Annotated in this window: 18 protein-coding genes and 1 tRNA gene; 10 read left to right on the plus strand and 9 right to left on the minus strand. The window is 68.4% G+C overall.

Going from position 1 to position 23,775, the window contains the following annotated elements; genetic code table 11:
• Positions 1-80: 80 nt before the first annotated feature.
• Positions 81-2,948: a DNA polymerase I gene (gene polA, locus L880_RS0117285; protein ID WP_245615205.1), complete on the minus strand. Its 2,868-nt coding sequence runs from the start codon at positions 2,946-2,948 to the stop codon at positions 81-83.
• Positions 2,949-2,981: 33 nt separating this feature from the next.
• Here polA and L880_RS0117290 point away from each other — a divergent pair, with 33 nt between their 5' ends.
• The 3 genes from L880_RS0117290 (at position 2,982) to L880_RS0117300 (ending at position 5,251) form a co-directional block, all read left to right on the plus strand.
• Positions 2,982-3,365: a hypothetical protein gene (locus tag L880_RS0117290; protein ID WP_027476743.1), complete on the plus strand. Its 384-nt coding sequence runs from the start codon at positions 2,982-2,984 to the stop codon at positions 3,363-3,365.
• Between the two features lie 19 nt (positions 3,366-3,384).
• Positions 3,385-4,347 (plus strand): homoserine kinase, encoded by a 963-nt coding sequence (locus tag L880_RS0117295; RefSeq protein WP_027476744.1) that lies wholly within the window; start codon positions 3,385-3,387, stop codon positions 4,345-4,347.
• 118 nt (positions 4,348-4,465) lie between these two features.
• Positions 4,466-5,251 (plus strand): BPSS1780 family membrane protein, encoded by a 786-nt coding sequence (locus L880_RS0117300; protein ID WP_027476745.1) that lies wholly within the window; start codon positions 4,466-4,468, stop codon positions 5,249-5,251.
• A 24-nt stretch (positions 5,252-5,275) separates the two neighbouring features.
• On the opposite strand, the gene L880_RS0117305 is transcribed toward L880_RS0117300, so the two are convergent.
• Positions 5,276-7,741 (minus strand): UvrD-helicase domain-containing protein, encoded by a 2,466-nt coding sequence (locus L880_RS0117305; protein ID WP_027476746.1) that lies wholly within the window; start codon positions 7,739-7,741, stop codon positions 5,276-5,278.
• A gap of 43 nt (positions 7,742-7,784) precedes the next feature.
• Entirely contained in the window at positions 7,785-8,672 is an 888-nt protein-coding gene (locus tag L880_RS0117310) for a MurR/RpiR family transcriptional regulator (protein ID WP_027476747.1), read from the minus strand.
• A 105-nt stretch (positions 8,673-8,777) separates the two neighbouring features.
• Here L880_RS0117310 and L880_RS0117315 point away from each other — a divergent pair, with 105 nt between their 5' ends.
• The 6 genes from L880_RS0117315 to L880_RS0117340 all read left to right on the plus strand — a co-directional run bounded on the left by L880_RS0117315 (position 8,778) and on the right by L880_RS0117340 (position 14,226).
• Positions 8,778-9,965: a M20 family metallopeptidase gene (locus tag L880_RS0117315; protein ID WP_027476748.1), complete on the plus strand. Its 1,188-nt coding sequence runs from the start codon at positions 8,778-8,780 to the stop codon at positions 9,963-9,965.
• A gap of 35 nt (positions 9,966-10,000) precedes the next feature.
• Positions 10,001-11,017: a Bug family tripartite tricarboxylate transporter substrate binding protein gene (locus L880_RS0117320; RefSeq protein ID WP_027476749.1), complete on the plus strand. Its 1,017-nt coding sequence runs from the start codon at positions 10,001-10,003 to the stop codon at positions 11,015-11,017.
• Positions 11,018-11,101: 84 nt separating this feature from the next.
• Positions 11,102-11,824 carry a hypothetical protein gene (locus L880_RS32680; RefSeq protein WP_043329795.1) on the plus strand — a complete coding sequence of 241 codons (723 nt, stop codon included), beginning with the start codon at positions 11,102-11,104 and terminating at the stop codon, positions 11,822-11,824.
• 152 nt (positions 11,825-11,976) lie between these two features.
• On the plus strand, positions 11,977-12,954 hold the full coding sequence (locus tag L880_RS0117330) for a GMP reductase (RefSeq protein ID WP_027476750.1): 978 nt from the start codon (positions 11,977-11,979) through the stop codon (positions 12,952-12,954).
• A gap of 172 nt (positions 12,955-13,126) precedes the next feature.
• Positions 13,127-14,023: an NAD(P)-dependent oxidoreductase gene (locus tag L880_RS0117335; RefSeq protein WP_027476751.1), complete on the plus strand. Its 897-nt coding sequence runs from the start codon at positions 13,127-13,129 to the stop codon at positions 14,021-14,023.
• A gap of 127 nt (positions 14,024-14,150) precedes the next feature.
• Positions 14,151-14,226, plus strand: a tRNA-Lys gene (locus L880_RS0117340).
• A 187-nt stretch (positions 14,227-14,413) separates the two neighbouring features.
• On the opposite strand, the gene L880_RS0117345 is transcribed toward L880_RS0117340, so the two are convergent.
• The 4 genes from L880_RS0117345 to L880_RS0117365 all read right to left on the minus strand — a co-directional run bounded on the left by L880_RS0117345 (position 14,414) and on the right by L880_RS0117365 (position 20,833).
• Positions 14,414-16,408, minus strand: coding sequence for a S8/S53 family peptidase (locus tag L880_RS0117345; protein WP_157462939.1), 1,995 nt, complete (start codon positions 16,406-16,408; stop codon positions 14,414-14,416).
• A 3-nt stretch (positions 16,409-16,411) separates the two neighbouring features.
• Positions 16,412-17,524 (minus strand): phosphatase PAP2 family protein, encoded by a 1,113-nt coding sequence (locus tag L880_RS32685; protein WP_157462940.1) that lies wholly within the window; start codon positions 17,522-17,524, stop codon positions 16,412-16,414.
• Positions 17,525-17,628: 104 nt separating this feature from the next.
• Positions 17,629-19,446 carry a tetratricopeptide repeat protein gene (locus tag L880_RS0117360; RefSeq protein ID WP_051443387.1) on the minus strand — a complete coding sequence of 606 codons (1,818 nt, stop codon included), beginning with the start codon at positions 19,444-19,446 and terminating at the stop codon, positions 17,629-17,631.
• Positions 19,447-19,585: 139 nt separating this feature from the next.
• A complete protein-coding gene (locus L880_RS0117365) occupies positions 19,586-20,833 on the minus strand; it encodes an EAL domain-containing protein (protein ID WP_027476754.1) in 1,248 nt (415 codons plus the stop codon).
• A gap of 231 nt (positions 20,834-21,064) precedes the next feature.
• On the opposite strand from L880_RS0117365, the gene L880_RS0117370 reads away from it, so the two are divergent.
• Complete coding sequence (locus L880_RS0117370; RefSeq protein WP_157462941.1) at positions 21,065-21,568, plus strand: hypothetical protein; 504 nt, start codon at positions 21,065-21,067, stop codon at positions 21,566-21,568.
• On the opposite strand, the gene L880_RS0117375 is transcribed toward L880_RS0117370, so the two are convergent.
• Positions 21,565-22,335, minus strand: a complete 771-nt coding sequence (locus L880_RS0117375) for a 2-keto-4-pentenoate hydratase (protein ID WP_027476756.1) — start codon at positions 22,333-22,335, stop codon at positions 21,565-21,567. The genes L880_RS0117370 and L880_RS0117375 overlap by 4 nt on opposite strands.
• Entirely contained in the window at positions 22,332-23,771 is a 1,440-nt protein-coding gene (locus L880_RS0117380; protein WP_027476757.1) for an amidase, read from the minus strand. The genes L880_RS0117375 and L880_RS0117380 overlap by 4 nt, the downstream gene beginning before the upstream one ends.
• Positions 23,772-23,775: the final 4 nt, after the last annotated feature.

The raw sequence follows: 23,775 nt of genomic DNA on the forward strand, positions 1-23,775 counted from the left end.
GCCTGCTTAAAAACGCACTTTTCTCATTTTTGTGCGAACGGCGCTGCGCCTCGGCAGCCGGTTCAGGAGTCCGGCGCCCCTCAGTGCGCCTGATCCCAGTTCGGGCCCACGCCCACCTCGGCCAGCAGCGGCACCTGCAGGCTGGCCACACCGGCCATGACGGCCGGAATGGCCTGGCGCAACCAGTCCAGCTCGGCCTCGGGCAGCTCGAACACCAGTTCGTCATGCACTTGCATGATCATGCGGGTGCCGCGTTGCTCGGCATCAAGCAACTTCTGCACCTGCACCATGCTCATCTTGATCAGATCGGCCGCCGTGCCCTGCATGGGCGCGTTGATGGCGGCGCGCTCGGCCCCCGCGCGGCGCGGGCCGTTGGGCGAGTTGATCTCGGGCAGGTACAGGCGGCGGCCGAACACGGTCTCGACATAGCCCTGGGCCTTGGCCTGGGCCCGGGTGTCGTCCATGTAGCGGCGCACGCCCGGGTAGCGCTGGAAGTAGCGGTCGATGTAGGCCGCAGCGGCCTTGGTCTCGATGCCCAGGCTCTTGGCCAGGCCAAAGCTGCTCATGCCGTAGATCAGACCGAAGTTGATGGTCTTGGCGTAGCGGCGCTGTTCGGTGCTGACCTGCTCCAGGGCCACGCCGAACACCTCGGCCGCGGTGGCACGGTGCACGTCCAGGCCCTCGCGGAAGGCGTTCAGCAAGGCCTCGTCGCCGCTCAGGTGGGCCATGATGCGCAGCTCGATCTGCGAGTAGTCGGCGCTGGCGATCAGGCGCCCCGGCGGGGCCACGAAGGCCTCGCGCACGCGCCGGCCTTCGGCCGTGCGGATGGGGATGTTCTGCAGATTGGGGTCGTTGCTGGACAGGCGCCCCGTCACGGCCACGGCCTGCGCATAGTGGGTGTGCACCCGCCCGTCGCGGGGCAAGGCCATCTGGGCCAGCTTGTCGGTGTAGGTGCTCTTGAGCTTGGACAGGCTGCGGTGCTCCAGGATGCGCGCCGGCAGCGGGTAGTCTTCGGCCAGCTTTTCGAGCACCTCTTCGTCGGTGCTGCGGGCGCCGGTGGCGGTCTTCTTGATCACCGGCAGGCCCAGCTTGTCGAAGAAGATCTCGCCCAGCTGCTTGGGGCTGCCCAGGTTGAAGGGCTGACCGGCGATCTCGTAGGCCTCGTTTTCGAGCTGCAGGATGCGCTGGCCCAGTTCGTGGCTTTGCTGCTGCAGGGTGGGCGCGTCGATCAGCACGCCATTGCGCTCGATGCGGTAGAGCGCCTCGCTGCTGGCGATCTCCAGCTCGTAGATCTCGCGCAGGCGCGGCAAGGCCTGCAGCTGTGGCCACAGCATCTGGTGCACGGCCAGGGTCAGGTCGGCGTCCTCGCAGGCGTACTGCGAGGCCCGCTCGATGGCCACCTGGCTGAAGGGGATCTGGTGCACGCCCTTGCCGCACAGGTCTTCGTAGCTCAGCCCGCTGCGCCCCACATGGCGCTCGGCCAGGCTGCTCAGGCCATGGGGCTTGTGCACCTCCAGCACATAGCTTTGCAGCATGGTGTCGTGCACATAGCCCTGCACCTCGATGCCGTGGTTGGCAAACACATGGCGGTCGTACTTGATGTGCTGGCCCAGCTTGGGCCGGCTGGCATCTTCCAGCCAGGGCTTGAGGCGGGCCAGCACCTCGTCGCGCGGCAACTGGGCCGGGGCGTCGGGGTAATCGTGGCCCAGGGGCACGTAGGCCGCGGCGCCCTCTTTCACGCTGAGGCTCAGGCCCACGATCTCGGCGCGCATCGCGTCCAGCGAGGTGGTCTCGGTGTCGATCGAGCTCAACTCGGCCGTCTGCAACAGGGCCAGCCAGCGCTCGAAGGCCGGCCAGTCGAGCACGGTGTCGTAGTGCTCGTTGGCCGCAGGCGCTTCGGCCGCCGGTGCCGGATCGGCGAACAGGTCGCCGGTGCCGCCGTCATCGGCGGGCGCTGCGGCCGCCTTGGCGCCTGCCTTGGCAGGTGCCGGGGCCGCGGCCCCTCCCACAGCGCGGGCCAGGCCCTTGAAGCCGTATTGCTCGTAGAACGCGCGCAAGGGCTCGTTTTGCGGGGCCTGCAGCGCCAGGGTGGAGAAATCGGGCAGGCCCGGCACCCAGGCCTGCAGATCGCAGTCGGTCTTGATGGTGACCAGTTGGCGCCCGGTGGGCAGCCAGCCAAGGGTGTTGCGCAGGTTTTCGCCCGCCACGCCCTTGATCTCGCCGGCCCGTGCCATCAGGGCATCGAGCGAGCCGTACTCGGCCAGCCACTTGGCGGCCGTCTTGGGGCCCACCTTGGGCACGCCGGGCACGTTGTCCACCGTGTCACCCACCAGGGCCTGGAAGTCGATCATCAGCGAGGGCGGCACGCCGAACTCGGCGGTGACACCGGCCACGTCGCGCTTCTTGCCGTTCATGGTGTCGATGATGGTGATGTGCTCGTTCACCAGTTGCGACAGGTCCTTGTCGCCGCTGGACACCACCACCGTCAGCCCCTGGCGGGCCGCGCCCACGGCCAGGGTGCCGATCACGTCATCGGCCTCGACGCCGGGCACATCGAGCACGGTCCAGCCCATCAGGCGCACCACCTCGTGGATGGGCTCGATCTGGCTGCGCAGATCGTCGGGCATGGGGGCGCGCTGGGCCTTGTACTCGGGGTAGATCTCGTCGCGGAAGGTGGGGCCCTTGGCGTCGAAGATGCACACCGCGTAGTCGGCCGGCACCTCCTTGCGCAGGCTTTGCATCATGTTGATCATGCCGCGGATGGCCCCGGTGGCCGGGCTGCCCGGGTCGCCCGGCACGGCCCGCAGATCGGGCATGGCGTGGAAGGCGCGGTAGAGGTAGCTGGAACCATCCACCAGCAGCAGGGTGCGTGGCGCGCTGGCGGCGTCGGCAGCGGAACCGGTCACGGTGGTGGAGGGGTCGGCGGGGTCGCGGGATTCGTCTTGCATGGACGCGATTGTGCATTGCCTACAATCAAGTCCATGCGCGCCCTTACCCTTTCTCTCATTTACCCGCTGGCTGCTGCGGCAGCCCTCCTGTGTGCCCCGCTGGCGGGGGCCCAGGCCCCTGCAGCGCCAGCGCCAGCCGAGGCCTCCGCGGCCTCTGCGGCCCCCACCGCCCCGGCCTCCCCCGCGGCCCTGAAAGGCGATCAGCGCATCCAGCACATCCACGTGGAAGACAGCGGCAGCAAGGTGGACGAGGTGCGCTACGGCGGCCACACCCAGAGCGTGACCGTGCAACCCAAGGGCAGCCAGCTGCCCGAATACGAAGTGCTGTCCAACGACGGCTCGCGCGCCCGCCCCCTGACGCTGGAGGGCAACAACGGCCCGCTGGGCCAGCGCGTGTGGAACGTGTTCAAGTTCTGAAACCGATTTTTTCCGACCGATGGCTGTATTTACCGAAGTCTCTCGCGAAGAGGCACAGAAACTCTTGCGCCGCCTGAACCTGGGCGAGCTGACCGACCTGCGTGGCATCGAGGGCGGCATTGAAAACACCAACTATTTCGCCAGTGCCGAGCACGAGGGCGTGGCCAACCACTATGTGCTGACCCTGTTCGAGCGCCTGACGGCCGAACAGCTGCCGTTCTACCTGTACCTGATGAAGCACCTGGCCCAGGCCGGCATTCCGGTGCCCGACCCGCAGGCCGACGCCCGCGGCGAGGTGCTGCACCAGGTGTGCGGCAAGCCGGCCGCCGTGGTCAACCGCCTGCAGGGCAAGAGCCAGCTGGCCCCCCAGCCCGTGCATTGCGCGGCAGTGGGTGACATGCTGGCCCGCATGCACCTGGCCGGGCGCGACTACGAGCGCCAGCAGCCCAATCTGCGCGGCCTGCCCTGGTGGAACGAGACCGTGCCCGTGGTGCTGCCCTACCTGGAGCCGGCCCAGGCCGACCTGCTGAAGGCCGAGCTGGCGTTCCAGAACCACACCGCCGCCTCGCCCGACCATGCGGCCCTGCCGCGGGGCCCGGTGCATGCCGACCTGTTCCGCGACAACGTGATGTTCGACGGCGAGCGCCTGACCGGCTTCTTCGACTTCTACTTTGCGGGCGTGGACACCTGGCTGTTCGATGTGGCCGTGTGCCTGAACGACTGGTGCATCGACCTGCCCAGCGGCCGCCACGACGCGGCCCGGGCACAGGCCTTTGTCCAGGCCTATGCGGCGGTGCGGCCCTTCACGGCGGCCGAACGGGCGCTGTTTCCGGCCCTGCTGCGGGCGGGCGCGCTGCGCTTCTGGATCTCGCGGCTGTGGGACTTTCACCTGCCGCGCGAGGCCGCCATGCTCAAGCCGCACGACCCGACCCACTTCGAGCGCGTGCTGCGCGAGCGCATCGCGGCGCCGTGGCGGCCCTGACGGAGTCAGCCGCCGAGGCGGGCCCCCAAGCCCCCATCGGCCGGCACCTGGCGCACATCCCGGTTAAATTAGCGCGTCCTGCCCCGCCATCTGGCGCGGGGCGACCACCTGTTGCTCCATGAAACTGAACATCGTTCCCGCACGCACCGGCCTTTTGTGGGTCAAACAGGGCATGAGGGCTTTCTTCAAGCAGCCCATCGCCCTGTCTGGCCTGTTCTTCATGTTCATGGCCGTGATCTCGATGTGCACCATCCTGCCCTGGATCGGCAGCGTGCTGGCCCTGGTGCTGATCCCCGGCGCCACCCTGGGCATGATGGCGGCCAGCCATGAGGCCTCACGCGGGCGTTTTCCGATGCCCACCATCCTGGTGACGGCGTTTCGCGCCGGCCACCAGCAGATGCGCTCGATGCTGGTGCTGGGCGCGTTGTACGCGGCCGGCTTTGTGGGCCTGCTGGGGCTGACGGCCCTGCTCGACGGCGGCCAGTTTGCCCAGCTCTACCTGGTGGGCGGGCGCATCAGCGCCGACCTGCTCAATGACGAACGCTTTCTGGGCGCCATGTGGCTGTTCACCCTGGGCTACCTGCCGCTGTCGCTGCTGTTCTGGCATGCGCCGGCCCTGGTGCACTGGGACCACGTGCCCCCGGTGAAAAGCCTGTTCTTTAGCCTGGTGGCCTGCTGGCGCAACAAGGGCGCCTTCACGATCTTCGGCCTGGCCTGGATGGGCGTGCTGACCACCGGCCTGTTGCTGGCCAGCGTGGTGGGCGGCCTGCTGGGCCCGCTGATCGGCAGCACCCTGGTGATGGTGGCCATGCTGGTGCTGCTGGCCATGTTCTTTGCGTCGCTGGTGTTCACCTTCCGCGACTGCTTTGCACTGCAGGCGCCGGTGGTCGACACCAGCGCCTGAACCCACAGCGCAGATCAGATCAGATCAGATCACGGTGAGCTTGGCCACGCTCAGGGCCAGCCACTTCACACCGTGGCGCGGAAAGTTGACCTGGGCGCGGGCGTCGGCGCCACTGCCGTCCACCGTGAGCACCTGGCCCTCGCCGAACTTGTTGTGGAACACCTTCATGCCGGCGCGCAGGCCCTGCGGCGGCTCGGCCTTTTGCGGCGGCAGCGGGGCCGGGGCCGCCGCGGTGTAGGACGAGAAATCGGGCAGGCTGCTGCGCGAGCCGCCGAACGATGAGCCACCGCCTGAACGGGCCCCACCGCCAAAACCGCCCCCGAAACCACCCGCAGAGGGTGCCGAGAACCCCTGCTGCTTGGGCGTGAGCCATTTGAGCGCCGTCTCGGGCAGCTCTTCAAAGAAGCGGCTGCGCAGGTTGTAGCGGGTCTGGCCGTGCAGCATGCGGGTCTGCGAGTGGCTCAGGTACAGGCGCTTGCGGGCCCGGGTGATGGCCACATACATCAGGCGGCGCTCTTCCTCCAGGCCTTCGTAATCGCTCATCGAGTTCTCGTGCGGGAACAGGCCTTCTTCGAGCCCGGTGATGAACACCGCATCGAACTCCAGCCCCTTGGACGAGTGCACGGTCATGAGCTGCACCGCGTCCTGGCCGGCCTGGGCCTGGTTGTCGCCGGCCTCCAGCGCCGCATGGGTCAGGAAGGCGGCCAGCGGCGACAGGGTTTCGCCGGTTTCGGCGTCGGGGGGCAGCGGGTCGTCGGCCTGGATCAGGGGGCGGCTCAGGTCCAGGCCCTGGCTGGCGGGGGACTGGCTCAGCGGCTGGCTGAGCGTGGCCACCTGCTGCTCGGCCGACATGGCCACCGCGTCGCGGCCAAAGCCCTCCTGGGTGACAAAGCTCTCGGCCGCGTTGACCAGTTCCTCCAGGTTCTCCAGCCGGTCGGCGCCTTCGCGGTCGGCCTTGTAGTGCTCAAGCAGGTCGCTCTGCGCCAGCACCAGCTCGATGATCTCGCGCAGGGTCTTGCCTTCGGTCTGCTCGCGCATCACGTCGATGCGGGCCACGAAGGCGGCGATGTTGGTGCCGGCCTTGCCGCTCAAGGCGCTGACGGCGTCGTGCAGCGAGCAGCCAGCCGCCCGGGCCGCGTCCTGCAACTGCTCGATGCTGCGCGCCCCGATGCCGCGCGGCGGGAAGTTGACCACGCGCAGAAAACTGGTGTCGTCGTTCGGGTTCTCCAGCAGGCGCAGGTAGGCCAGCGCGTGCTTGATTTCAGCCCGCTCGAAGAAGCGCAGGCCGCCGTACACGCGGTAGGGAATGCCATTATTGAACAGGCCGGTTTCGATCACCCGGCTTTGCGCGTTGCTGCGGTAGAGCACCGCGATCTCCTTGCGCTCGAAACCGGGCTCGCTGCCCTGGTCGCGGATCAGGTTCTTGATCTCGTCGATCATCCAGGTGGCTTCGGCGAAATCGCTGCTGGCCTCGAACACGCGCACCGGCTCACCCGGGCCCTGGTTGGTGCGCAAGGTCTTGCCCAGGCGCTTCTTGTTGTGGCTGATCAGCTCGTTGGCCGAGTCGAGGATGTTGCTGTAGCTGCGGTAGTTCTGCTCGAGCTTGATCTGGTGGCGCACCTGGAACTCGCGCACGAAATCGGCCATGTTGCCCACGCGGGCGCCACGGAAGGCATAGATGCTCTGGTCGTCGTCGCCCACGGCCAGCACCGCATTGCCCTCGCCGCACAGCATCTTGATCCAGGCGTACTGCAGCTTGTTGGTGTCCTGGAACTCGTCGATCAGGATGTGGCGGAAGCGCCGCTGGTAGTGCTCTCGCACGGGGTCGTTGTCGCGCAGCAACTCGTAGCTGCGCAGCATCAGCTCGCCAAAGTCGACCACGCCCTCGCGCTGGCACTGCTCTTCATAGAGCTGGTAGATCTCGACCTTCTTGCGGGTCTCCTCGTCACGCGCCTCGACCATGGAAGGGCGCAGGCCGTCTTCCTTGCAGCCCGAGATGAACCACTGGGTCTGCTTGGCCGGAAAGCGCTCATCGTCGATGTTGAACTGCTTCATCAGCCGCTTGATGGCCGAGAGCTGGTCTTGCGTGTCGAGGATCTGGAAGCTCTGCGGCAGGTTGGCCAGCTTCCAGTGCGCGCGCAGAAAGCGGTTGCAAAGGCCGTGGAAGGTGCCGATCCACATGCCGCGCACGTTGACGGGCAGCATGGCGCCCAGGCGCAGCAGCATCTCCTTGGCCGCCTTGTTGGTGAAGGTGACCGCCATCAGCCCGCCGGGCGTGACCTGGCCGGTCTGCAGCAGCCAGGCGATGCGGGTGGTCAGCACCCGGGTCTTGCCCGATCCGGCCCCGGCCAGGATCAGCGCGTGCTCGGGCGGCAGGGTGACCGCCTGGCGTTGTTCGTCATTGAGTTGGGCCAGCAGCGGCGAGGACATCGCGGCGGATACCGGGGTGGCGGGCGCCGGCGCGTCGAACAGGGAATTTTGCGGGGACATGGCGCCATTGTAGAAAGCCGCCCCCTGGCCGGCCGCGCCGCGCTCAACGCGCGGGGTTGGGCGGCCTGACCGGGTCGAGCACCAGGTCTTTCTGGAAGCCCTGCCAGAGCGCATCGCGCCGCTGCAAGGCCTGGCTCACCTCCTCGCTGCGGCCCTGGGCCACGGCGCTGACCAGGGCATTGCACAAGAAGAAGGCCGCGGTGTACGAGTCGAACGGCGAGGCATTGGCCGTGTGCACCTGCAGCCAGTGGCTGGCGTGCTCGATCACCGGGGCGGCCGGGCCGTCGGTGAGGGCCAGCACCTCGCAGCCCTGGCGCCGGAAATGCCGGGCCGCGTGCAGCGCACTGGCGGAATAGCGGCGGATGGTGAACACCAGCAGCACGTCGGGCGGCTCCACCCACAAGAGCTTGTCGACCACGGCCGGCGCCCCGGCACTGAGGTCGTGCACGCCGGGGCGGCACATGTTGAGGTGGGCCACCAGGTAGGCGCCGATCGGGGCGCTGTTCTTTTCGGCCATCACAAACAGGCGCCCGCGGGGCTGGCTCAGGCATTCCACCACCTTGGCAAACACCGGCAGATCGATGCCGTTGCGGGTGGCGGCCAGGTTGTGCTGGTCGTGCAGCAAGGCGTCGTCGATGCACTCGTTCAGGCTGCGGTGCGCGCCCAGGGTGGCGCTGGCCCGCTGGCCCGCCGAGTGCAGGCGCGTGCTGACCACGCCGCGGGCCTCGCGCCGGACCTCGGCCAGGCTGGCATAGCCCAGCTTGGCGAACAGGCGCACCACGGTGGAGGCGCTGGTGCCCACCGCGGCGGCCATGGCGCTGGCCGAGTCCAGCACGCTGTCGGGGTAGCCCCGCATGAGGCCGTCGGCCAGGGCACGCTCGCTGGCGGTCAAGGTGTTGGCATGGCGCACCAGGCGCTCGGTCAGAAGCATGTCGGTCTCTCAAAAAACAACGGACGGCGGGGCCAAGCATAGCGATGGCATTGCAATAAATATTGCAACGAATATGATTTGTGAAATATTTATTGCAAACGCACCATGAATCAAGCCCCTGCCACCCCAGTCCAAGCCGTTTCTCTTGCCGAACAGCGCCGCCAGGTCTGCGACTGGCTGGCCGGCCAGCGCGGCGAGATGGAAGCCATGCTGGCGCGCATCGTCAACACCGACAGCGGCAGCCGCCAGAGCGCCGGCATCGAGCAGGTGGCCAGCCTGCTGCGCGCACCGCTGGAGCAGGCCGGCTGGCGCACCGAATGGCTGGCCCAGCCGGGCTACGGCGCCTGCCTGCAGGCCGAGCTGCCCGGGCAAGACCCCCAAGCTGCCCCGGTGCTGCTGCTGGGCCACATGGACACGGTGTTTCCGGCCGGCACCGCCGCCGCCCGGCCCTACCGGGTGGAAGACGGCAAGGCCTTCGGCCCCGGCGTGGCCGACATGAAGTCGGGCCTGGTGCTGCACACCTGGGTGGCCCAGGCCCTGGCCCGCAGCGGTGGCGCGCCCCGGCCGCTGAGGCTGTTCTTCTCGTGCGACGAAGAGATCGGCTCGCCCGCCACGCGCGGCGCCATCCGCCAGGCGGCCCAGGGCTGCCATGCGGTGCTCAATGCCGAGCCCGGCCGCATCAGCGGCAATGTGGTGACCTCGCGCAAGGGCTCGTGCGTGACGGTGTTCGAGGTGGAGGGCGTGGCCGCCCACGCCGGCATCAACCCGGCCCAGGGCGCCAGCGCCATCGGCGCCCTGGCGCTCAAGATCGTGGCCCTGCACGCCCTCAATGGGCTTGAAGACGGCGTGACGGCCAATGTGGGCCACATCGAGGGCGGCATGGCGGCCAATGTGGTGGCCCCGCTGGCCCGCGCCCAGCTCGACCTGCGCTACACCGCCGACACCGACCTGCCCCGCCTGCTGGAGACGGTGCGCCAGATCATCGAAGCCCCCAGCCTGGAGCGCACCCGTGGCCGCATCATCGAACAGCACAGCACCCTGCCCATGGCCCCGACCCCGGCGCCGCTGCTGCAGCTGTACCAGCGCAGTGCCGCCGAAGCCGGCTTTGCGGTCGAGGGCGAATTCACCGGCGGCGCGGCCGACAGCGGCATCACCTCGTCGATGGGCATCCCGACCCTGTGTGCGCTGGGCCCGGTGGGCGGCTACGCCCACAGCGAACGCGAGTTCTGCCTGCTCGACACCCTGGTGCCCCGCGCCCAGGCCCTGGCACTGACGGTGCTCGGGCTGGACTGACCTGATTTTTTTGTTTCTGAACTGGAGCTCACCCCATGAAGCACACCCCTCTGTCTGCACTGCCCCTGATGCCACGCCGCCGCCTGCTGGCCGGTGGCCTGGGCCTGGCCGCACTGTCCAACCCGCTGGCCAGCCTGGCCGACAGCGACAAATACCCCTCGCGCCCGATCAACCTGATCGTGCCCTTCCCGCCCGGCGGCTCGGTGGACGTGATGGCCCGCACCTATGCCGACCCCTTGGGGCGCCTGCTGGGCGTGCCCATCGTGATCGACCACAAGCCGGGGGCCGGCGGCTCGATCGGCAGCCAGTTCGTGGCGCGCGCCAAGCCTGACGGCTACACCTTGGTCGTGTCGTCGCAAAGCAGCCACCTGGCCAACCCGCTGGTGCAACCCAAGCTGGGCTACGACCCGATCAAGGATTTCGAATCGATCGCCATCCTGGGCCGCCAGCCCAACGTGCTGGTGGTGCACCCCAGCCTGCCGGTGCGCACCTTCCAGGAGTTTCTGGCCTATGTGAAGGAGCGCCCGGGCCAGCTCAACTTCTGCTCGGCAGGGGCGGGCAGCATGGGTCAGCTCAACGTCGAGATGCTGATGCTCAACACCGGCATCAAGGCCACCCACGTGCCCTACAAGGGCGGCTCGCCGCTGATCACGGCCATCCTGAGCAACGAGGTTCAGTTTGCCCTCGACAACCTGGTGATCATGCTGCCCCACATCCAGGCCGGCAAGATGCGCGCCCTGGCCGTGGCCTCGCCCACCCGCCTGCCCCAGTTGCCCGATGTGCCCACCTTCACCGAGTTGGGCCACGCCAGCCTGAACCAGACCTCCTGGACCGGCCTGGCCGCGCCGGCCAACACCCCCGCCCCGGTGGTGCAGGCCCTGTACAAGGCCGTGCGCGAGGTGGCCACCAGCGCCGCCATGCAAGACATCCTCAAGCAGCGCGGCGTGATCGCCCCCGAGGAGATGTCGCCCAAGGACTTCGAGAAGATGATGGCCGATCGCCTGGTGGTGTATGGCGACGTGGTGCGCCGCGCCAACGTGAAGCCCGAATGAGCCTGAAGCCCGAATAGGCCCGGCTCGGCAGGGGCCAGGCCGCCTGTGCGACCATGGCGCCATCCCCCGCCCTGGAGTTGCACCATGTTTCTTCGCGCCCCGGCCCTCGCCGGTCTGGCGGTTCTGACCGCCCTGCTGGCCTCTGCGGCGGCCCACGCCCAATCCACCTGCAGCAGCGACGGCCAGGCCAGCCCGCGCGCCGTGCGCGAGCGCTTTCTGTCAGCGCAATGCGCCGACTGCTGGGCCACCCCCGGCTCGGCCGTGCCGGCCGGCACCGTGGCGCTCGACTGGATCGTGCCCTCGGCCGAACAAGGTGATGAGGCCCCGCTGTCGGCGGCAGCCACCCGTGACAGCCTGGAGCGCCTGCCCCGCTGGGGCCTGACAGAAGAAGCCGTGCGGCAAAGTGCGGCCGCCGCCCTCGAAAAGAACCACCCGCCAGCCACCCGCCAAGGCCGCCTGCGCGTGGCCCAGGGGCGGGCCGTGAACGACTACATCGGCACCTCGGTGCAATGGCAGTCCCCCCAAAAACAAGCCGGCCAGAGCCTTTGGCTGCTGCTGGTCGAAGCCCTGCCGGCCGGCACCGAGGGCTCGCCCGTGGCACGGCTGCTGGTGCGCAACAGCCTGAACCTCGAGCTGCCCCGGCCAGGCGCCAAGCCCTGGCAAGAGCTGCGCGCCATGCGCATCCCCGAAGGTGCCAACCCCGAGCGGCTGCAGCTGCTGGGCTGGGTGCAGGATGCCCGTGGCCGTATGCTGGCCATAAGTGAAACCGTATGCGAAAACGCCCCTGAAACCGGGGCAGGTCGATAGAATCAAGCACCGGGCCCAAGATTCTTGCGCCCGGTTTTTTGTGGCCGGTATCTGCGTCCTACACGACGTCAGCGATGCCCGCGCCACTCAGGCCGGTCTCAAGCCAAGCGCTCAATCGTTTTTCAACGACCCTTCTGGAGCTTGGTTTTCTCATGGAAATTTTCGACTACGACAACATCCTTCTGCTGCCGCGCCAATGCCGCGTGGAGAGCCGGTCCGAGTGCGACGCCAGCGTCGAGCTGGGCGGACGGCGCTTCCGCCTGCCGGTGGTGCCGGCCAACATGAAGACGGTGGTCAATGAAAGCATCTGCCTGTGGCTGGCGCAGCACGGCTACTTCTACGTGATGCACCGCTTTGACATCGACAACGTGAAGTTCGTGCGCGACATGCATGAACAGGGCGCGTTTGCCTCGATCTCGCTGGGCGTCAAGGCCCCCGACTACGAGACCGTCAACACCCTGGCCGCCAGCGAACTGGTGCCCGAGTACATCACCATCGACATCGCCCACGGCCATGCCGAGAGCGTGAAGAACATGATTGCCCACATCAAGAACAAGCTGCCCACAGCCTTCGTGATTGCCGGCAACGTGGGCACGCCCGAGGCCATCATCGACCTCGAAAACTGGGGCGCCGACGCCACCAAGGTGGGCATCGGCCCGGGCAAGGTGTGCATCACCAAGCTCAAGACCGGCTTTGGCACCGGCGGCTGGCAGCTGTCGGCCCTGAAGTGGTGTGCCCGGGTGGCCACCAAGCCCATCATTGCCGACGGCGGCATCCGCGAGCATGGCGACATCGCCAAGAGCATCCGCTTTGGCGCCACCTTCGTGATGATCGGCTCCATGCTGGCCGGCCACGAGGAATCGCCCGGCGCCACGGTCGAGGTGGATGGCCGCCTCTACAAGGAGTACTACGGCTCGGCCTCCGACTTCAACAAGGGCGAATACCGCCACGTGGAAGGCAAGCGCATCCTGGAGCCCGTCAAGGGCCAACTGGCCGACACCCTGATCGAGATGGAGCAGGACGTGCAAAGCTCGATCAGCTACTCAGGCGGCAAGAAGCTGATGGACATCCGCAAGGTGAACTACGTGATCCTGGGCGGCGACAACGCCGGCGAGCACCTGCTGATGTGAGCCATGCCCGCCGCAGGGCGCCTGAAGCCCTGCGCGGCACCGGGTTGACAGCCCCCTGACAGCGAGGCGGGGGCAAATTGCACGATCATTCAGGGTCATGGACGGGCCCTTGCTGTGGCCCGTCGCCGGAAACTGCCCTCACAGGGCCCTGTTCGACCCACCGCTTCAGCCCATGACCACCGCCACCCCCTCCCCCCAACCCACCATCGCCGTGCTCGGCATCGGCCTCATGGGCTTCCCGCTGGCACGCCGGCTGTGCGAGGCCGGCTTTGCCGTGCATGCCTGGAACCGCAGCCGCGACAAGGCGGAGCGCCTGCTGCCTTTTGGCGCCACCGTGCATGACAGCCCGGGCGCCGCTGTGGCCCAGGCCGACCTGGTGGTGAGCCTGCTGGAAAACGGCGCCGTGGTCGGCGACGTGCTGTTCAAGCAAGGGGCGGCCGCCGCCATGCGCCCCGGCACCCTGGTGGTGGACATGGCCTCGATCAAGCCCGCCGAGGCACGCGACCACGCCGCCCGACTCAGTGAACAGGGCGTGGCCCACCTGGACGCCCCGGTCTCGGGGGGCACGGTGGGGGCCGAGCAGGGCACGCTGGCCATCATGGCGGGCGGCCGCGCCGCCGACTACGAACGCGCCCTGCCCGTCTTCAAGGTGTTTGGCCGCGCCACCCATGTGGGCCCGCATGGCGCCGGCCAGTTGGCCAAGCTCGCCAACCAGATGATCGTAGGCATCACCATCGGCGCCGTCGCCGAAGCCCTGCTGTTTGCCGCCAAGGGCGGGGCCGACATGGCCAAGGTGCGCGAAGCCATCGGCGGCGGCTTTGCCGAGAGCCGCATCCTGCAACTGCACGGCCAACGCATGGTCGAGCGCGACTTTGCCCCGCGTGCGCGCATGTCGGTGCAACTCAAGGACATGCGCAACGCCCTGGACACCGCCCAGGACATCGGCTTCGATGCCCCGGTCACCGCCCTGTTCGAATCCCTCTACGCCAGCGGCATCGAGCACGGCCTGACCGATCTGGACCACTCCGGCCTGTTCGTCGAACTGGCCAGCCGCAACGGCATGAGCTGACCCGATTCGGCCTCGAACAAGATTTTTTAAAAATTTTGTTCGAAAGCTTGCAAAGCCCGAATTTTTCCATGCATAATAGAGGTCTTGACGCAGTGCTGAACAGCAAAGCGGCAAGAAAACAAAGAGTGGGTTCTTAGCTCAGTTGGTAGAGCAGCGGACTCTTAATCCGTAGGTCGAGTGTTCGAGTCACTCAGGACCCACCACTCACACAGCGTCGGTTCCAACCAACGCCAAAAAGCCTGCTACTGAAAAGTCAGCAGGCTTTTTGCATTCTGGCGCACCGGCCCCTCTTGCCGGCCTCTTTGCCATCCCTTCCCGATCCCTCCACTAGCTTCCTTCCAGCCAAGGGCCGACACAGGCTCTGCGTCGGCCCTGGCTCCCATCCACCGCTCAATCCCCAGCCGATCCGGACTGGTTGATCAGCCTGCGTGCCACCTGGGGGGCCGCCGAACTGGTGCCGACCAGGCGCACCGTGGCGCCGGCACGGGTTCCGGCCGCACGCAGGCCCCGCAGCACCGGGTTCTCATCCGACACGGCCTGGTCCGTCGGCACCTTCACCACGCGGCTTGAACGGGCCGGGCGCGCGGCGTCGGGGTCGGGCTGGGGCGCCGAGTACCGGGCCCAATGCTCGGCCGGGCTGGCCTGCAGACGCGTGCCACCCACGCTGTGCACCCGGGCCCCGGTGGCGATGCTGTTGAAGGTGCCGCTGCGCCGCACCACCGGGGATACCTGCCCCGGCTGGGTGTCAAAGCGCTGGCTGCCGTCGTAGGCCGCGTCTTCGAGATGCGATTGGGTGAGGCCACTGCGCCAGCCCAGCAAGGCGTCATCGCGCTCGATGAAGGCATCGAAGGTGAGAGGAACCGCCCCCTCGTTGCACAAACGGATCTCCCAGACCCCGGCCGGCGACGTCGGTGCATGCTCTAGCAAGGAGAAGGTGGGAGCCAAGGCCAGCAGGATGCCGCTGTCGTGCTCACCACGGGCGCTCTGGCGCAAAAAGATCGAGGTGGCCAGAGGCAGCCCATCGGGCGCAGCCCAGACGCCCGCATCGCCCAGCCGTTGCGTGGGCAGGGCCTCCCGGCCCGGCGGCCTGAGTGTCACCGACAGGCCGGAGGCCACCTCGCGAGGCAGCCAGATTTCCAGGAAGTTCTGCGTCGTGTCTCCCGGCGAGCAGCGCCATCGCAGCTTGCAGTGCTCGCCCGGGGCCAGGGTGGCATTGCCATGGGTGCGCGCCTGGTAGGCGTTGCTGGTGGGCAGCACCAGGCTCAGGCCGCCGCGCCAGCAACCCACCAATTCGTCCAGGGCGCGCTCGAAAATGCTGCTGCCATCGTGCGGCCCTGCCAGGGTGCCCCAGCTCATGTTGACCACCACCTTGGCCTCCAGAGCGCAGCAGGACAGGATGTACAGCAGCCCATCGAGCAGGTGCGCCCGCATCGACCCGCCCGAGGTGTCCTTGACCGTGGCCCAATCGAGTTGCACCGCCACGATGGGGCAGCGGCTGGCCAGGTCCGTCGCGGCCTGCCAACCGGGTGGAGCGAGCGGATCCCAGGCCTGGTCTGGCCCCAGGCCTGCAACGCTGGCCGTGAACTCCCAGGGGCCAGCGGCAATGTCGAGCACAAAAGTGCCGTGATTGACCCGCTGCTCCAGGGCCAGGCCGCCCCGCAGTCGCCGGTAGACCGCCGACTCGTCGTCCACCCCGGCCACCAGGCTGCGCCTGACTTCGGCATCGATGTCCGACCCACTGAGCTCCAAGCCATAGGCAAACCCCGCTGGCCGACGCCCGGCGCCCTTCTCATCCTGCCGCCAGAAGTGCGCAATGCGGGTCGCCTCGCCCGCCGCGGCCGCCCGGCGAAAACGCGGGTGGGCAAACGCCAGCCCGCCGTCGATCAGGCCCAACACCGACCCCTGCAGCAAGGCTGGCGCCGATGGCTGTGGCGCAGCGGATGCGGTGCTGTTCGGCACCGGATCGGGCACCGCCCCTGGGCGCGCGCGACTCAGTTCGAAACGCCGGATCAAAGGCTTCAACTCGGCATACCGGGCAAAGAACGTCGGGTCGGCGAGCGCGGTGCAAAAACCCAGGCGCTGCCCCAAGCGCTGCTCCAGCCAGAGGTAGGCCGGGGGAATGCGCAGGCTGGCACCGGCCTGCTGCGCCAGGCGGGCCACGGTGGTGCCCGCGTTGAGCTCGATCAGCAGATTCAGGGCCCCCCCCTCCAGTGGGGCCCCGGCTTGCCCGTGGGCGCGCGGGCCCACGGCCTCGGCCCACATCAGGTAGGGGTCATGCCCCTCACGCTGGGTGGGCGACGACCAATCCAGACCCGTCCAGCGACCTCGCGGCAAGGGCGACCAGTGCAGGGGCCCTGCGGCCCCGTGTGCAGTGCTGCGGCCCATGGCTCATACCCACTCGGCCGCAGCCAGTTGCCAAAGGCTGCCCAGCCAGGCCGAAGCCGCCAGGCTCTGGGCCGAGGTCGCCCGCAGGTGATAGGCCGGTGCACCGGCGCCGTCCAGCGCCAGGCGCGGGTCAAAGTCTTCGGCCGCAGGGTAGTGGCTGCCGTCGAAATGGCGCGCGTGAAAGCCAGCGCCCACGCCACTGCGGGCCCGCACGAACTCTGCCAGGCTGGTGCCCAGCAGGCGGCCGGCCGCCGAGTCCACCGGGTAATGCAGGCCGGCCACCGTGCGGTTGACCGCCACGCGCGCTGCCAGGCGCTGCAATTGCACATCCCTCACGTCATCGCTGGGCAACAAGTGGCTCAGCAGTGCAGTCAACAGATAAGACTCGGTGGCATGCCCGCTGGGCCAGCTGGCATGCCCGGGGGTGGGCAGCACGGGCTGGATCTGGGGCGACAGCTGCACCGGCCGGGGCACATCAAAGCCCAGCTTCAGCCGCATTTCGACCAGGTTGGCCAGGCCCAGGGCCGCGCCCAGCAGCTCCAGGGTGTGCTTGTGGCGCTCGGCATTCAGCCCCAGGATGGGGGCGATGAAGTCCAGCGCTCCGTTGACCTGGGCCAGGATTTCGCCGCCCCGGTCGTCGCGCAGTTCGGCATAGTGGGCCACCAGGTCCAGCTGTCCACGGAAGGTGTCGGGGCCCGGACGACTCAGGCGCACCACCTCGACCGGTGCGGCGCCAGGCCCTTGAAACACCAGCGCCAGGGCATGGCCGTGATGCTCGAAGTGAAGGCCCGCCAGCATCTCAAAGGACACCGTGCCCACCCGGGCCGCAGCCCGGCTTCGGGCCAAGGCCTGCACAGCGTCCACCGCCGGCAAGGTGGGCGCCGTGCTCAAAGGCACCGGCAAGCCGACCAGGGCCGCGCGGGTGTTGGTCAGCGCCGAGGCCAGCAGCTCGGGGCTGAGGGCGGCAGCATACCCGCCGGAATAGCCTCCTGAGTAGCCTCCTGAGTAGCCCCCTGAATAGCCTCCGGAGTACCCACCGGAATAACCTCCCGAATAGCCTCCCGAATAGCCTCCTGAATACCCCCCTGAATATCCGCCCGAATAACCACCTGACATGACTCGCCCTCCTTGAGATGGGTTGTTGAAATCAGTCCGACGCCGCCCTCAGGTCAGCGTCACAGTCCGCAATCCGTTCCGCGCCCGCGGTCTGGGCCGGGCGCTCAGGCCTCAGGCACGCCCAGCGCGCGCAGCGCCGCCATGCAGCGCTGGCGCGTCACGCTGTGGCCGCTGCCGATGGCCATGTAGGTCTCGATGGTCAGTTCGGGCTGCTCCTGCAGCAGGCTGGCCAGCGTCTGCCGGGCCGCGTCCATGGCCCCCAGCTCCACCTGGGCGGTCAGCAGCACACGGTAGGCCGGCGCGTGGTGCCGGTTGGCCTGGATCGAGCGCTGCGCATAGCGCAAAGCCCCTTCATGGTCGTGGTTGGTCAGCAAGGCCGAGGCGGTGATCAGGTCGTAAAAGTACCGGATCGGGTCCAGCGGCGACAAGGCCTCGGCATACAAGGCCTCCGCCACGGACTCGGGGGCCGAGCCCCACATCGACGACAGCACGCTCTTGAACAGCCAGGCCATCGACTCATTCGGGTTGGCCTTGACGGCGGCGTTCAGGCGCTGCTCTGCCAGGCCGAACTCACCGAGCAGCTGGGTGTAGATGTGCCCCTCCACCGACAGCGTGAGCGCGTTTTCCGGCTCCAGATCCAGCGCGCGCTGGGTCTGGCTCAAGGCGAGTCGCACCTCGCGCTGCGGATCGGGGCTGAGGCCGCGCACGATGTTCAGCACATGCCACTTGGCCAGCCAGGCCCGCAAGCTGGCCTCGCGCCCATGGCGTTCGATCAAGGCCGTCAGGATCTCGCGACTGCGCTGGAAGTCAGCCAACGACGCCCGGTGCATCAAGGCAATGCCCCCCACCATCAAGGCATTGCTGTCCAGCCGCGGCAAGGGCTGTGACAAGGCCTGCCCCACCTCGGCGTTGACGATGCGGTGGTTGACCGCCTGGCTCAGCTGTTCGATGAGCTGGCTGGAGACCTGCAGCAGGTCCAGCGTGTCATCGCTGAGCCGCTCGGCCCAGATCACCTCGCCACGGCGGGTGTCGGTGAGCTCGGCCATGATCAGGGTGCGCGCGCCCTGAACCGCGTAACTGCCCGAGAGCAGGTAGGCCGCCGCCAGGCGTTCGCCGGCCACCGTGGCGCCGTCGCTGCGCTCGCGCAGGCCCTGCGTGGACATGCGTGAGATCACCCGCACATCCGGCAGCCGCGACAAGCGGGCAATGACCCCGTCGGCGATCAGGTCGCCGATCACCCAGTCCTGCCCCTCTGTGCTGCGGCTGCGGAAAGGCGCAACCGCCACGGTGGGGCGCAGCGGCTTGCGTTCTTCGCTGACCGTGCGCAACACCGGGTTGATGCCCGGCGGGCCCAGACGGAAAGCCCGCACAGGGGCCTCCAGGTGCTTGAGGTAACACTCCCCCAGGTCACACAGCTCGCCATCCAGCCCGTCCACGAGCAGATCGCGCATGTCCAGGCTGACCACGGTCTCACCCGGCCCGGCCAGGGTGCACAGCCGGGTGGCCAGATTCACGCCCTGGCCATAGATGTCGTCGGCCCCCTGGTAGACAGGGGCTGCATGCAAGCCGATGCGCAGCGCCATGCCCCCGGTGCGCAGCGCCGTCAGGCCGACGCCCTGCAGCAAGGCGTGCAATTGCTGAGCCACGGTGGCGGCCCGCCCGGCCAGGGCAAACTCGGCCATCAAGCCGTCGCCCAGGCTCTTGACCACCCGGCCCGATGCGCCCTCGATCAGACGCCTGGCCTGCACCGTGAAGGCATGCCAGCGGGTCACCGTGCCATGCTCGTCCTCCTGCATCAGACGGACCGACTCCACCAGATCGACCACCAGGATCACCCGCGTGGCGCCGGGCAGACGCAACTGTTCGGCACCGAGGTGGCCCGCAGCAGCTTCGGCAGAATCAATCAGCTTCGATGGACTCACGGCGTGGGTGGGAAGGTTGCAAATACGCGTTCAAGTGAAGCGATGACCGCGTGGCCTGACCGAAAGCACAGCCTGGCATCTGATCACCTGTGACCGCAATGATTACACATCATCACAAATCCAGACAGGCCTGGCGCCATCAGCCAGCCAGGTCTGACGCCACATCGGCGCGAGCCTGCAACCAGGGCAGCAAATCAACCAGCAGCATGGGCCGGGCAAAAAAGAAACCCTGGGCAAAGGTGCATCCCATGCGCCGCAACACCTCACCGGTCTCGGCGTCTTCGATGCCCTCGGCCACCGTGCTCATGCCCAGCAGGGCCGACAACTCCAGCGCCGATTTGACAATGTGGAAGCTGCGCTCACCCCGGTGCAGGCGCTCGACAAAGCTGCGATCGATCTTGAGGCAGGAAAAAGGCAGGGTCTGCAAGTAGCCCAGGCCGGCGTACCCGGTGCCGAAGTCGTCCAGCGCCACGCCCACGCCCAGGCCACGCAAGGCCTGCACCACATGGGTCACCACCTCGACGCTGCTGATCACGATGGACTCGGTCAATTCGATGTGCAGCTCGTCCGGGCGCATCCGGTGTTCTGCCAGACAGGCCTGGATGCGCTGCATCGCACCGGGCGCACAGAGCTCGGGTGCCGACAGGTTGACACTCATGAAAGCGGGCGCACCCGCCTGCCCCCAGCAAAGCCCGCGCAACTGAGCCCAATCGGCCGCTGCGCGCTGCATCACGAACTCCCCCACCCGGTGAATCAGGCCCGTCTTTTCTGCCAAGGGGATGAACTCATCCGGGCTGATCAAGCCCAATGCCGGGTGGCGCCAGCGCACCAGGGCCTCCAGGCCGGCCACGCGGCCATCCGACAGCCACACGATGGGCTGGTAGTGCACCTCCAGCTGCCCCAGCCGCAGGCCATCTGACAGACTCTGGGCCAGCGACAGTGTGCGCAAAGCCGCCATGTGCAGGCGTTCGTCAGGGTCGAGTTCCGTGGCTGAGCGTGGGGACTGGCGCTCAAAGCCCTCCAGCTCCAGCCGGGCTGCGCGCTCGCTGCGCACCCGGTCGAGCAGCACCTTGACCAGGTACTGCACCACCGGATCCGCCTGTTGCAACAGGCCTTCGATGTGGCTGCGGTCGATGCGGATCAGCCGGGTCGGCACCAGGGTTCGCACCGTGGCGCTGCGAGGCAAGCCATCCAGCAGGGCGATTTCGCCGAACATCGCGCCCTCGGCCAACACCTCGATGCGCCGCTGTGCGCCTTCGGGGCCCAGCAGAATCTCCACGCAGCCACTGTCGATCACATAGGCGGCCTCTCCCGCGTCACCCGCGCGAAAGATCGTCGTATCGGCTGCAAAGGTTTCCCGCTGGAAACCGGTGGACACATCCGCCATGAATGGCTCCCTTCAGCGGCATTCAGCATAGCAGGATGTATCTCCCCGTTACAAGGCAGCCCGGGTCCCCCAGCGGGGGATTCCGGTCAAGCCAAAAATCCTGTTTCCAAATTCAATGACGAACAAAAACCTTACATGCCGTTACCACGATCGTCATTGAAAAGCAGCCGTTCATGGCGATGATTTCAACTCTTCCTGCTTCAAGGAAACCCTCTTTCAAGGAGCATGTCCATGAGCTTGAACACTCAACCAACGCCGGTGCCCGCCGGCCTCCCCACCGCTGTGCTGGCGCGTCAGGTTGGCGGACCCGAACTGGCCCGCGCCGTGACGGCTGAATCGCCCGAAGAGCAAGGCAAAGCCGTGTCGCTGTTGATCGGTCAGGTCTATGAATCGGCCAGCCCGCCGCTGAAGGCGCGCCTGCTGCAGCGCCTGGTGGCCCCCCTGGGGGTGCTGGCCGCAGTGGCCGTGGCCCACGGCGCATTTGCCCGCATCAAGTTACAGACGGGCTGGCAGGACCTGCCAGGCCTGCAGGGCCTGGGCCCCGAATTGCAGAAGATCAGCGTGGACGACGTGGTGGCCCTGGCCGACCGCGTGCAACTGCTGGGCACCGACGCCCTGCTGCGCCTGGCCGATGTGATCGGAAAATCACCGGTGCTGGCCTCCTCGGCGGCAGCAGCCCTGCTGATGACCTTGCTGATCCGCTCGGCACAGAACAGCCCACCGGCTGAAGATTAAGAGATCAGACTCAGCCCCACCTCGCCCCAGGACCCGAGTCGGCCCTGCACGCTCACCCCAGCTTCCAGCGCCCACAGCAGGCCGGTACAGGACCCCGTGGTCACGATCTGGCCGCCGCGCAGCGGCAGACCCCGCCGGGCCGTGTGCCCGATCAGCCAATCCACCAGCCGGCGCAGGTCTTGCGCCGGGTTGCCGCCCACCGTGCTGGCCACCGTCTGGCCGTTCCAGCACAGCGTGGCGCCCAGGGTCGGCAGATCGGGTTCGGGGTCGGCCGCGCCCAGCGGGCGCGCGGGCCCCAGGATCAAAGCGCCATGGCTTTGCAGATCGGCCAGCCGCAGCAGGGCCGGGCTGGCCTGACCCGCGGCCAAGCGCGAGTCCACCCACTCGATGGCCGGCAGCACCGCATCGAACACCGTGCACAAGAGGGCATCGCCCAGCCCCTGCTGCTGGGGCGGCAGGTCGTGCGCCACGCGCAGGGCCAGTTCCACCTCCAGCCCCCGCAAGGCACCCCGGGGTGGGCTCAGGGCCACGCCTGAAGCCAGCAGGCCGGCCGCGGGCAGGGGCGCGCAGATGGGAGTGTGGGTGGGGCCGGCCGCGCCCACTTTCCAGCCCCCGACCGGGCCCAGCCAACGCAGGCTCTGATCCTGCACGGCATAGGCGGCGGCCGCATCGGACAAGGTAGAGGCATCGCAGACCGGGCCGCTGACCCGGGGCCGGCCGGGCTGCCGGGCCTGCCACAAGGCCTGGGCCAGGGCCGCAGGCGTCATGCCAGGGCCTCAGCGGGCGCGGGCTCCAGGCCGGGCGGCCAGAGCGGGCCCTGGCGCAGCACGGGCTCCCACTCGCGGGCCAGGGCCAGCACGGCAGCGTCAGCGCCGGCCGGGCCGATCAATTGCAGGCCACAGGGCAGCCCGTCCACCAAGCCGGTCGGCAGGCTGATGGCGGGCAGGCCGGCGGCATTGGCGAGCGCGGTGAACACCGCATGCCCGCGCGGGCCCACGGCCTGGCCATCGATCTGTTCGGGGTGGCTGGCCCCCAGCGGCCAGGCCACACAGGCCGTGCTCGGGGTGAGCACAAAGTCGGCCTGCTCGAACAGATCACGCATCGTCTGCTGCAGCACGTGGATGGCCGCCAGCAGGCGAAACAGGCTTTGCGCCGTGCCCTGGCGCCCGGCGGCCAAGGCGGCCTGCGCCACCGGGCCGGCCAGGCGCAGATCGGCCGGGGCCGGCTGCCCGGTGCCGAGGCGGGCCCAGGCCGCGGGCGTGTCCAGCAACCAGGCCAGGCCCACACCATTGAGGCTGGACCAATGCTGGTTCAAATCGTCGGCCAGATCGAACGCGGCGGGCTGCACCAGCTCATGGCCCAGCGCCTGCAAGCCCTCGGTCACCTGGGCCAGGCGCTCACGCACCCCGGCCTGCACCGGGTGCTGGCCGAAACGGGGCAGCACCAGGATGCGGGCCGGTCGGGAGGGCGGCTCGGGCAGAGCGGCCTTCGCACCACCGGCCAGCACCCCCAGCAAGGTCTGCAGGTCGCGGCTGCTGCGGGCCAGCCCACCCACCACCTCATAGTCCAGAAAGATCTCAGGCAGGCCGCCCGCCCGCGGCACCCGGCCGGCCGAGGGCTTGAAGCCCAGCACGCCGCAGTGGGCGGCCGGCCGGCGGATCGAGCCACCGCCATCGGTGGCCAGCGCCAATGGGCCCAGGCCGGCGGCCACGGCGGCCGCGGCACCGCCCGACGATCCGCCGGGCGTGCGGCCCAGGTCCCAGGGGTTGTGGCAGGGGCCGTGCAAGAGGTTGTCGGTGATGCCCTGCATGGCAAATTCAGGCAGGTGGGTCTTGGCCCACAGCACGGAACCGGCGGCGCGCAGCCGGGCCACCGGCAGTTCGTCGGCCGGGCGGGGCTGCTCGGGCAGCAGGCGGCTGCCCCAGCGGGTGGGCCAGCCCTGCACGTGCAGGTTGTCTTTGACCGTGACGGGCACGCCGTCGAGCTCGCTCAGGGGCTGCCCCTGGGCCCAGCGCCGGGTGCTGGCCCGGGCGGCAGCCAGTGCGCCTTCGGGGTCGCGCCAGATCAGCGCGTTCAGACGCTCCCGGGTGGCCGCATCCCGTGCCAGGCAGGCCTGCAAGGCCTGCTCGGGTGTGAAGCGGCCCGCCCGGTAACCAGCCACCAGCGCGGTGGCATCCAGGCGCCAGAGCGCTGGGCCGGTCATGGGA

The sequence above is a fragment of the Curvibacter gracilis ATCC BAA-807 genome, assembly GCF_000518645.1.
In the GTDB taxonomy this organism is placed as follows: Bacteria; Pseudomonadota; Gammaproteobacteria; order Burkholderiales; family Burkholderiaceae_C; genus Curvibacter; species Curvibacter gracilis.

Coding starts and splice junctions, on each gene's coding strand:
- polA (WP_245615205.1), bottom strand. CDS start 2,948: ATGCAAGACGAATCCCGCGACCCCGCCGACCCCTCCACCACCGTGACC.
- L880_RS0117290 (WP_027476743.1), top strand. CDS start 2,982: ATGCGCGCCCTTACCCTTTCTCTCATTTACCCGCTGGCTGCTGCGGCA.
- L880_RS0117295 (WP_027476744.1), top strand. CDS start 3,385: ATGGCTGTATTTACCGAAGTCTCTCGCGAAGAGGCACAGAAACTCTTG.
- L880_RS0117300 (WP_027476745.1), top strand. CDS start 4,466: ATGAAACTGAACATCGTTCCCGCACGCACCGGCCTTTTGTGGGTCAAA.
- L880_RS0117305 (WP_027476746.1), bottom strand. CDS start 7,741: ATGTCCCCGCAAAATTCCCTGTTCGACGCGCCGGCGCCCGCCACCCCG.
- L880_RS0117310 (WP_027476747.1), bottom strand. CDS start 8,672: ATGCTTCTGACCGAGCGCCTGGTGCGCCATGCCAACACCTTGACCGCC.
- L880_RS0117315 (WP_027476748.1), top strand. CDS start 8,778: ATGAATCAAGCCCCTGCCACCCCAGTCCAAGCCGTTTCTCTTGCCGAA.
- L880_RS0117320 (WP_027476749.1), top strand. CDS start 10,001: ATGAAGCACACCCCTCTGTCTGCACTGCCCCTGATGCCACGCCGCCGC.
- L880_RS32680 (WP_043329795.1), top strand. CDS start 11,102: ATGTTTCTTCGCGCCCCGGCCCTCGCCGGTCTGGCGGTTCTGACCGCC.
- L880_RS0117330 (WP_027476750.1), top strand. CDS start 11,977: ATGGAAATTTTCGACTACGACAACATCCTTCTGCTGCCGCGCCAATGC.
- L880_RS0117335 (WP_027476751.1), top strand. CDS start 13,127: ATGACCACCGCCACCCCCTCCCCCCAACCCACCATCGCCGTGCTCGGC.
- L880_RS0117345 (WP_157462939.1), bottom strand. CDS start 16,408: ATGGGCCGCAGCACTGCACACGGGGCCGCAGGGCCCCTGCACTGGTCG.
- L880_RS32685 (WP_157462940.1), bottom strand. CDS start 17,524: ATGTCAGGTGGTTATTCGGGCGGATATTCAGGGGGGTATTCAGGAGGC.
- L880_RS0117365 (WP_027476754.1), bottom strand. CDS start 20,833: ATGGCGGATGTGTCCACCGGTTTCCAGCGGGAAACCTTTGCAGCCGAT.
- L880_RS0117370 (WP_157462941.1), top strand. CDS start 21,065: ATGAGCTTGAACACTCAACCAACGCCGGTGCCCGCCGGCCTCCCCACC.
- L880_RS0117375 (WP_027476756.1), bottom strand. CDS start 22,335: ATGACGCCTGCGGCCCTGGCCCAGGCCTTGTGGCAGGCCCGGCAGCCC.
- L880_RS0117380 (WP_027476757.1), bottom strand. CDS start 23,771: ATGACCGGCCCAGCGCTCTGGCGCCTGGATGCCACCGCGCTGGTGGCT.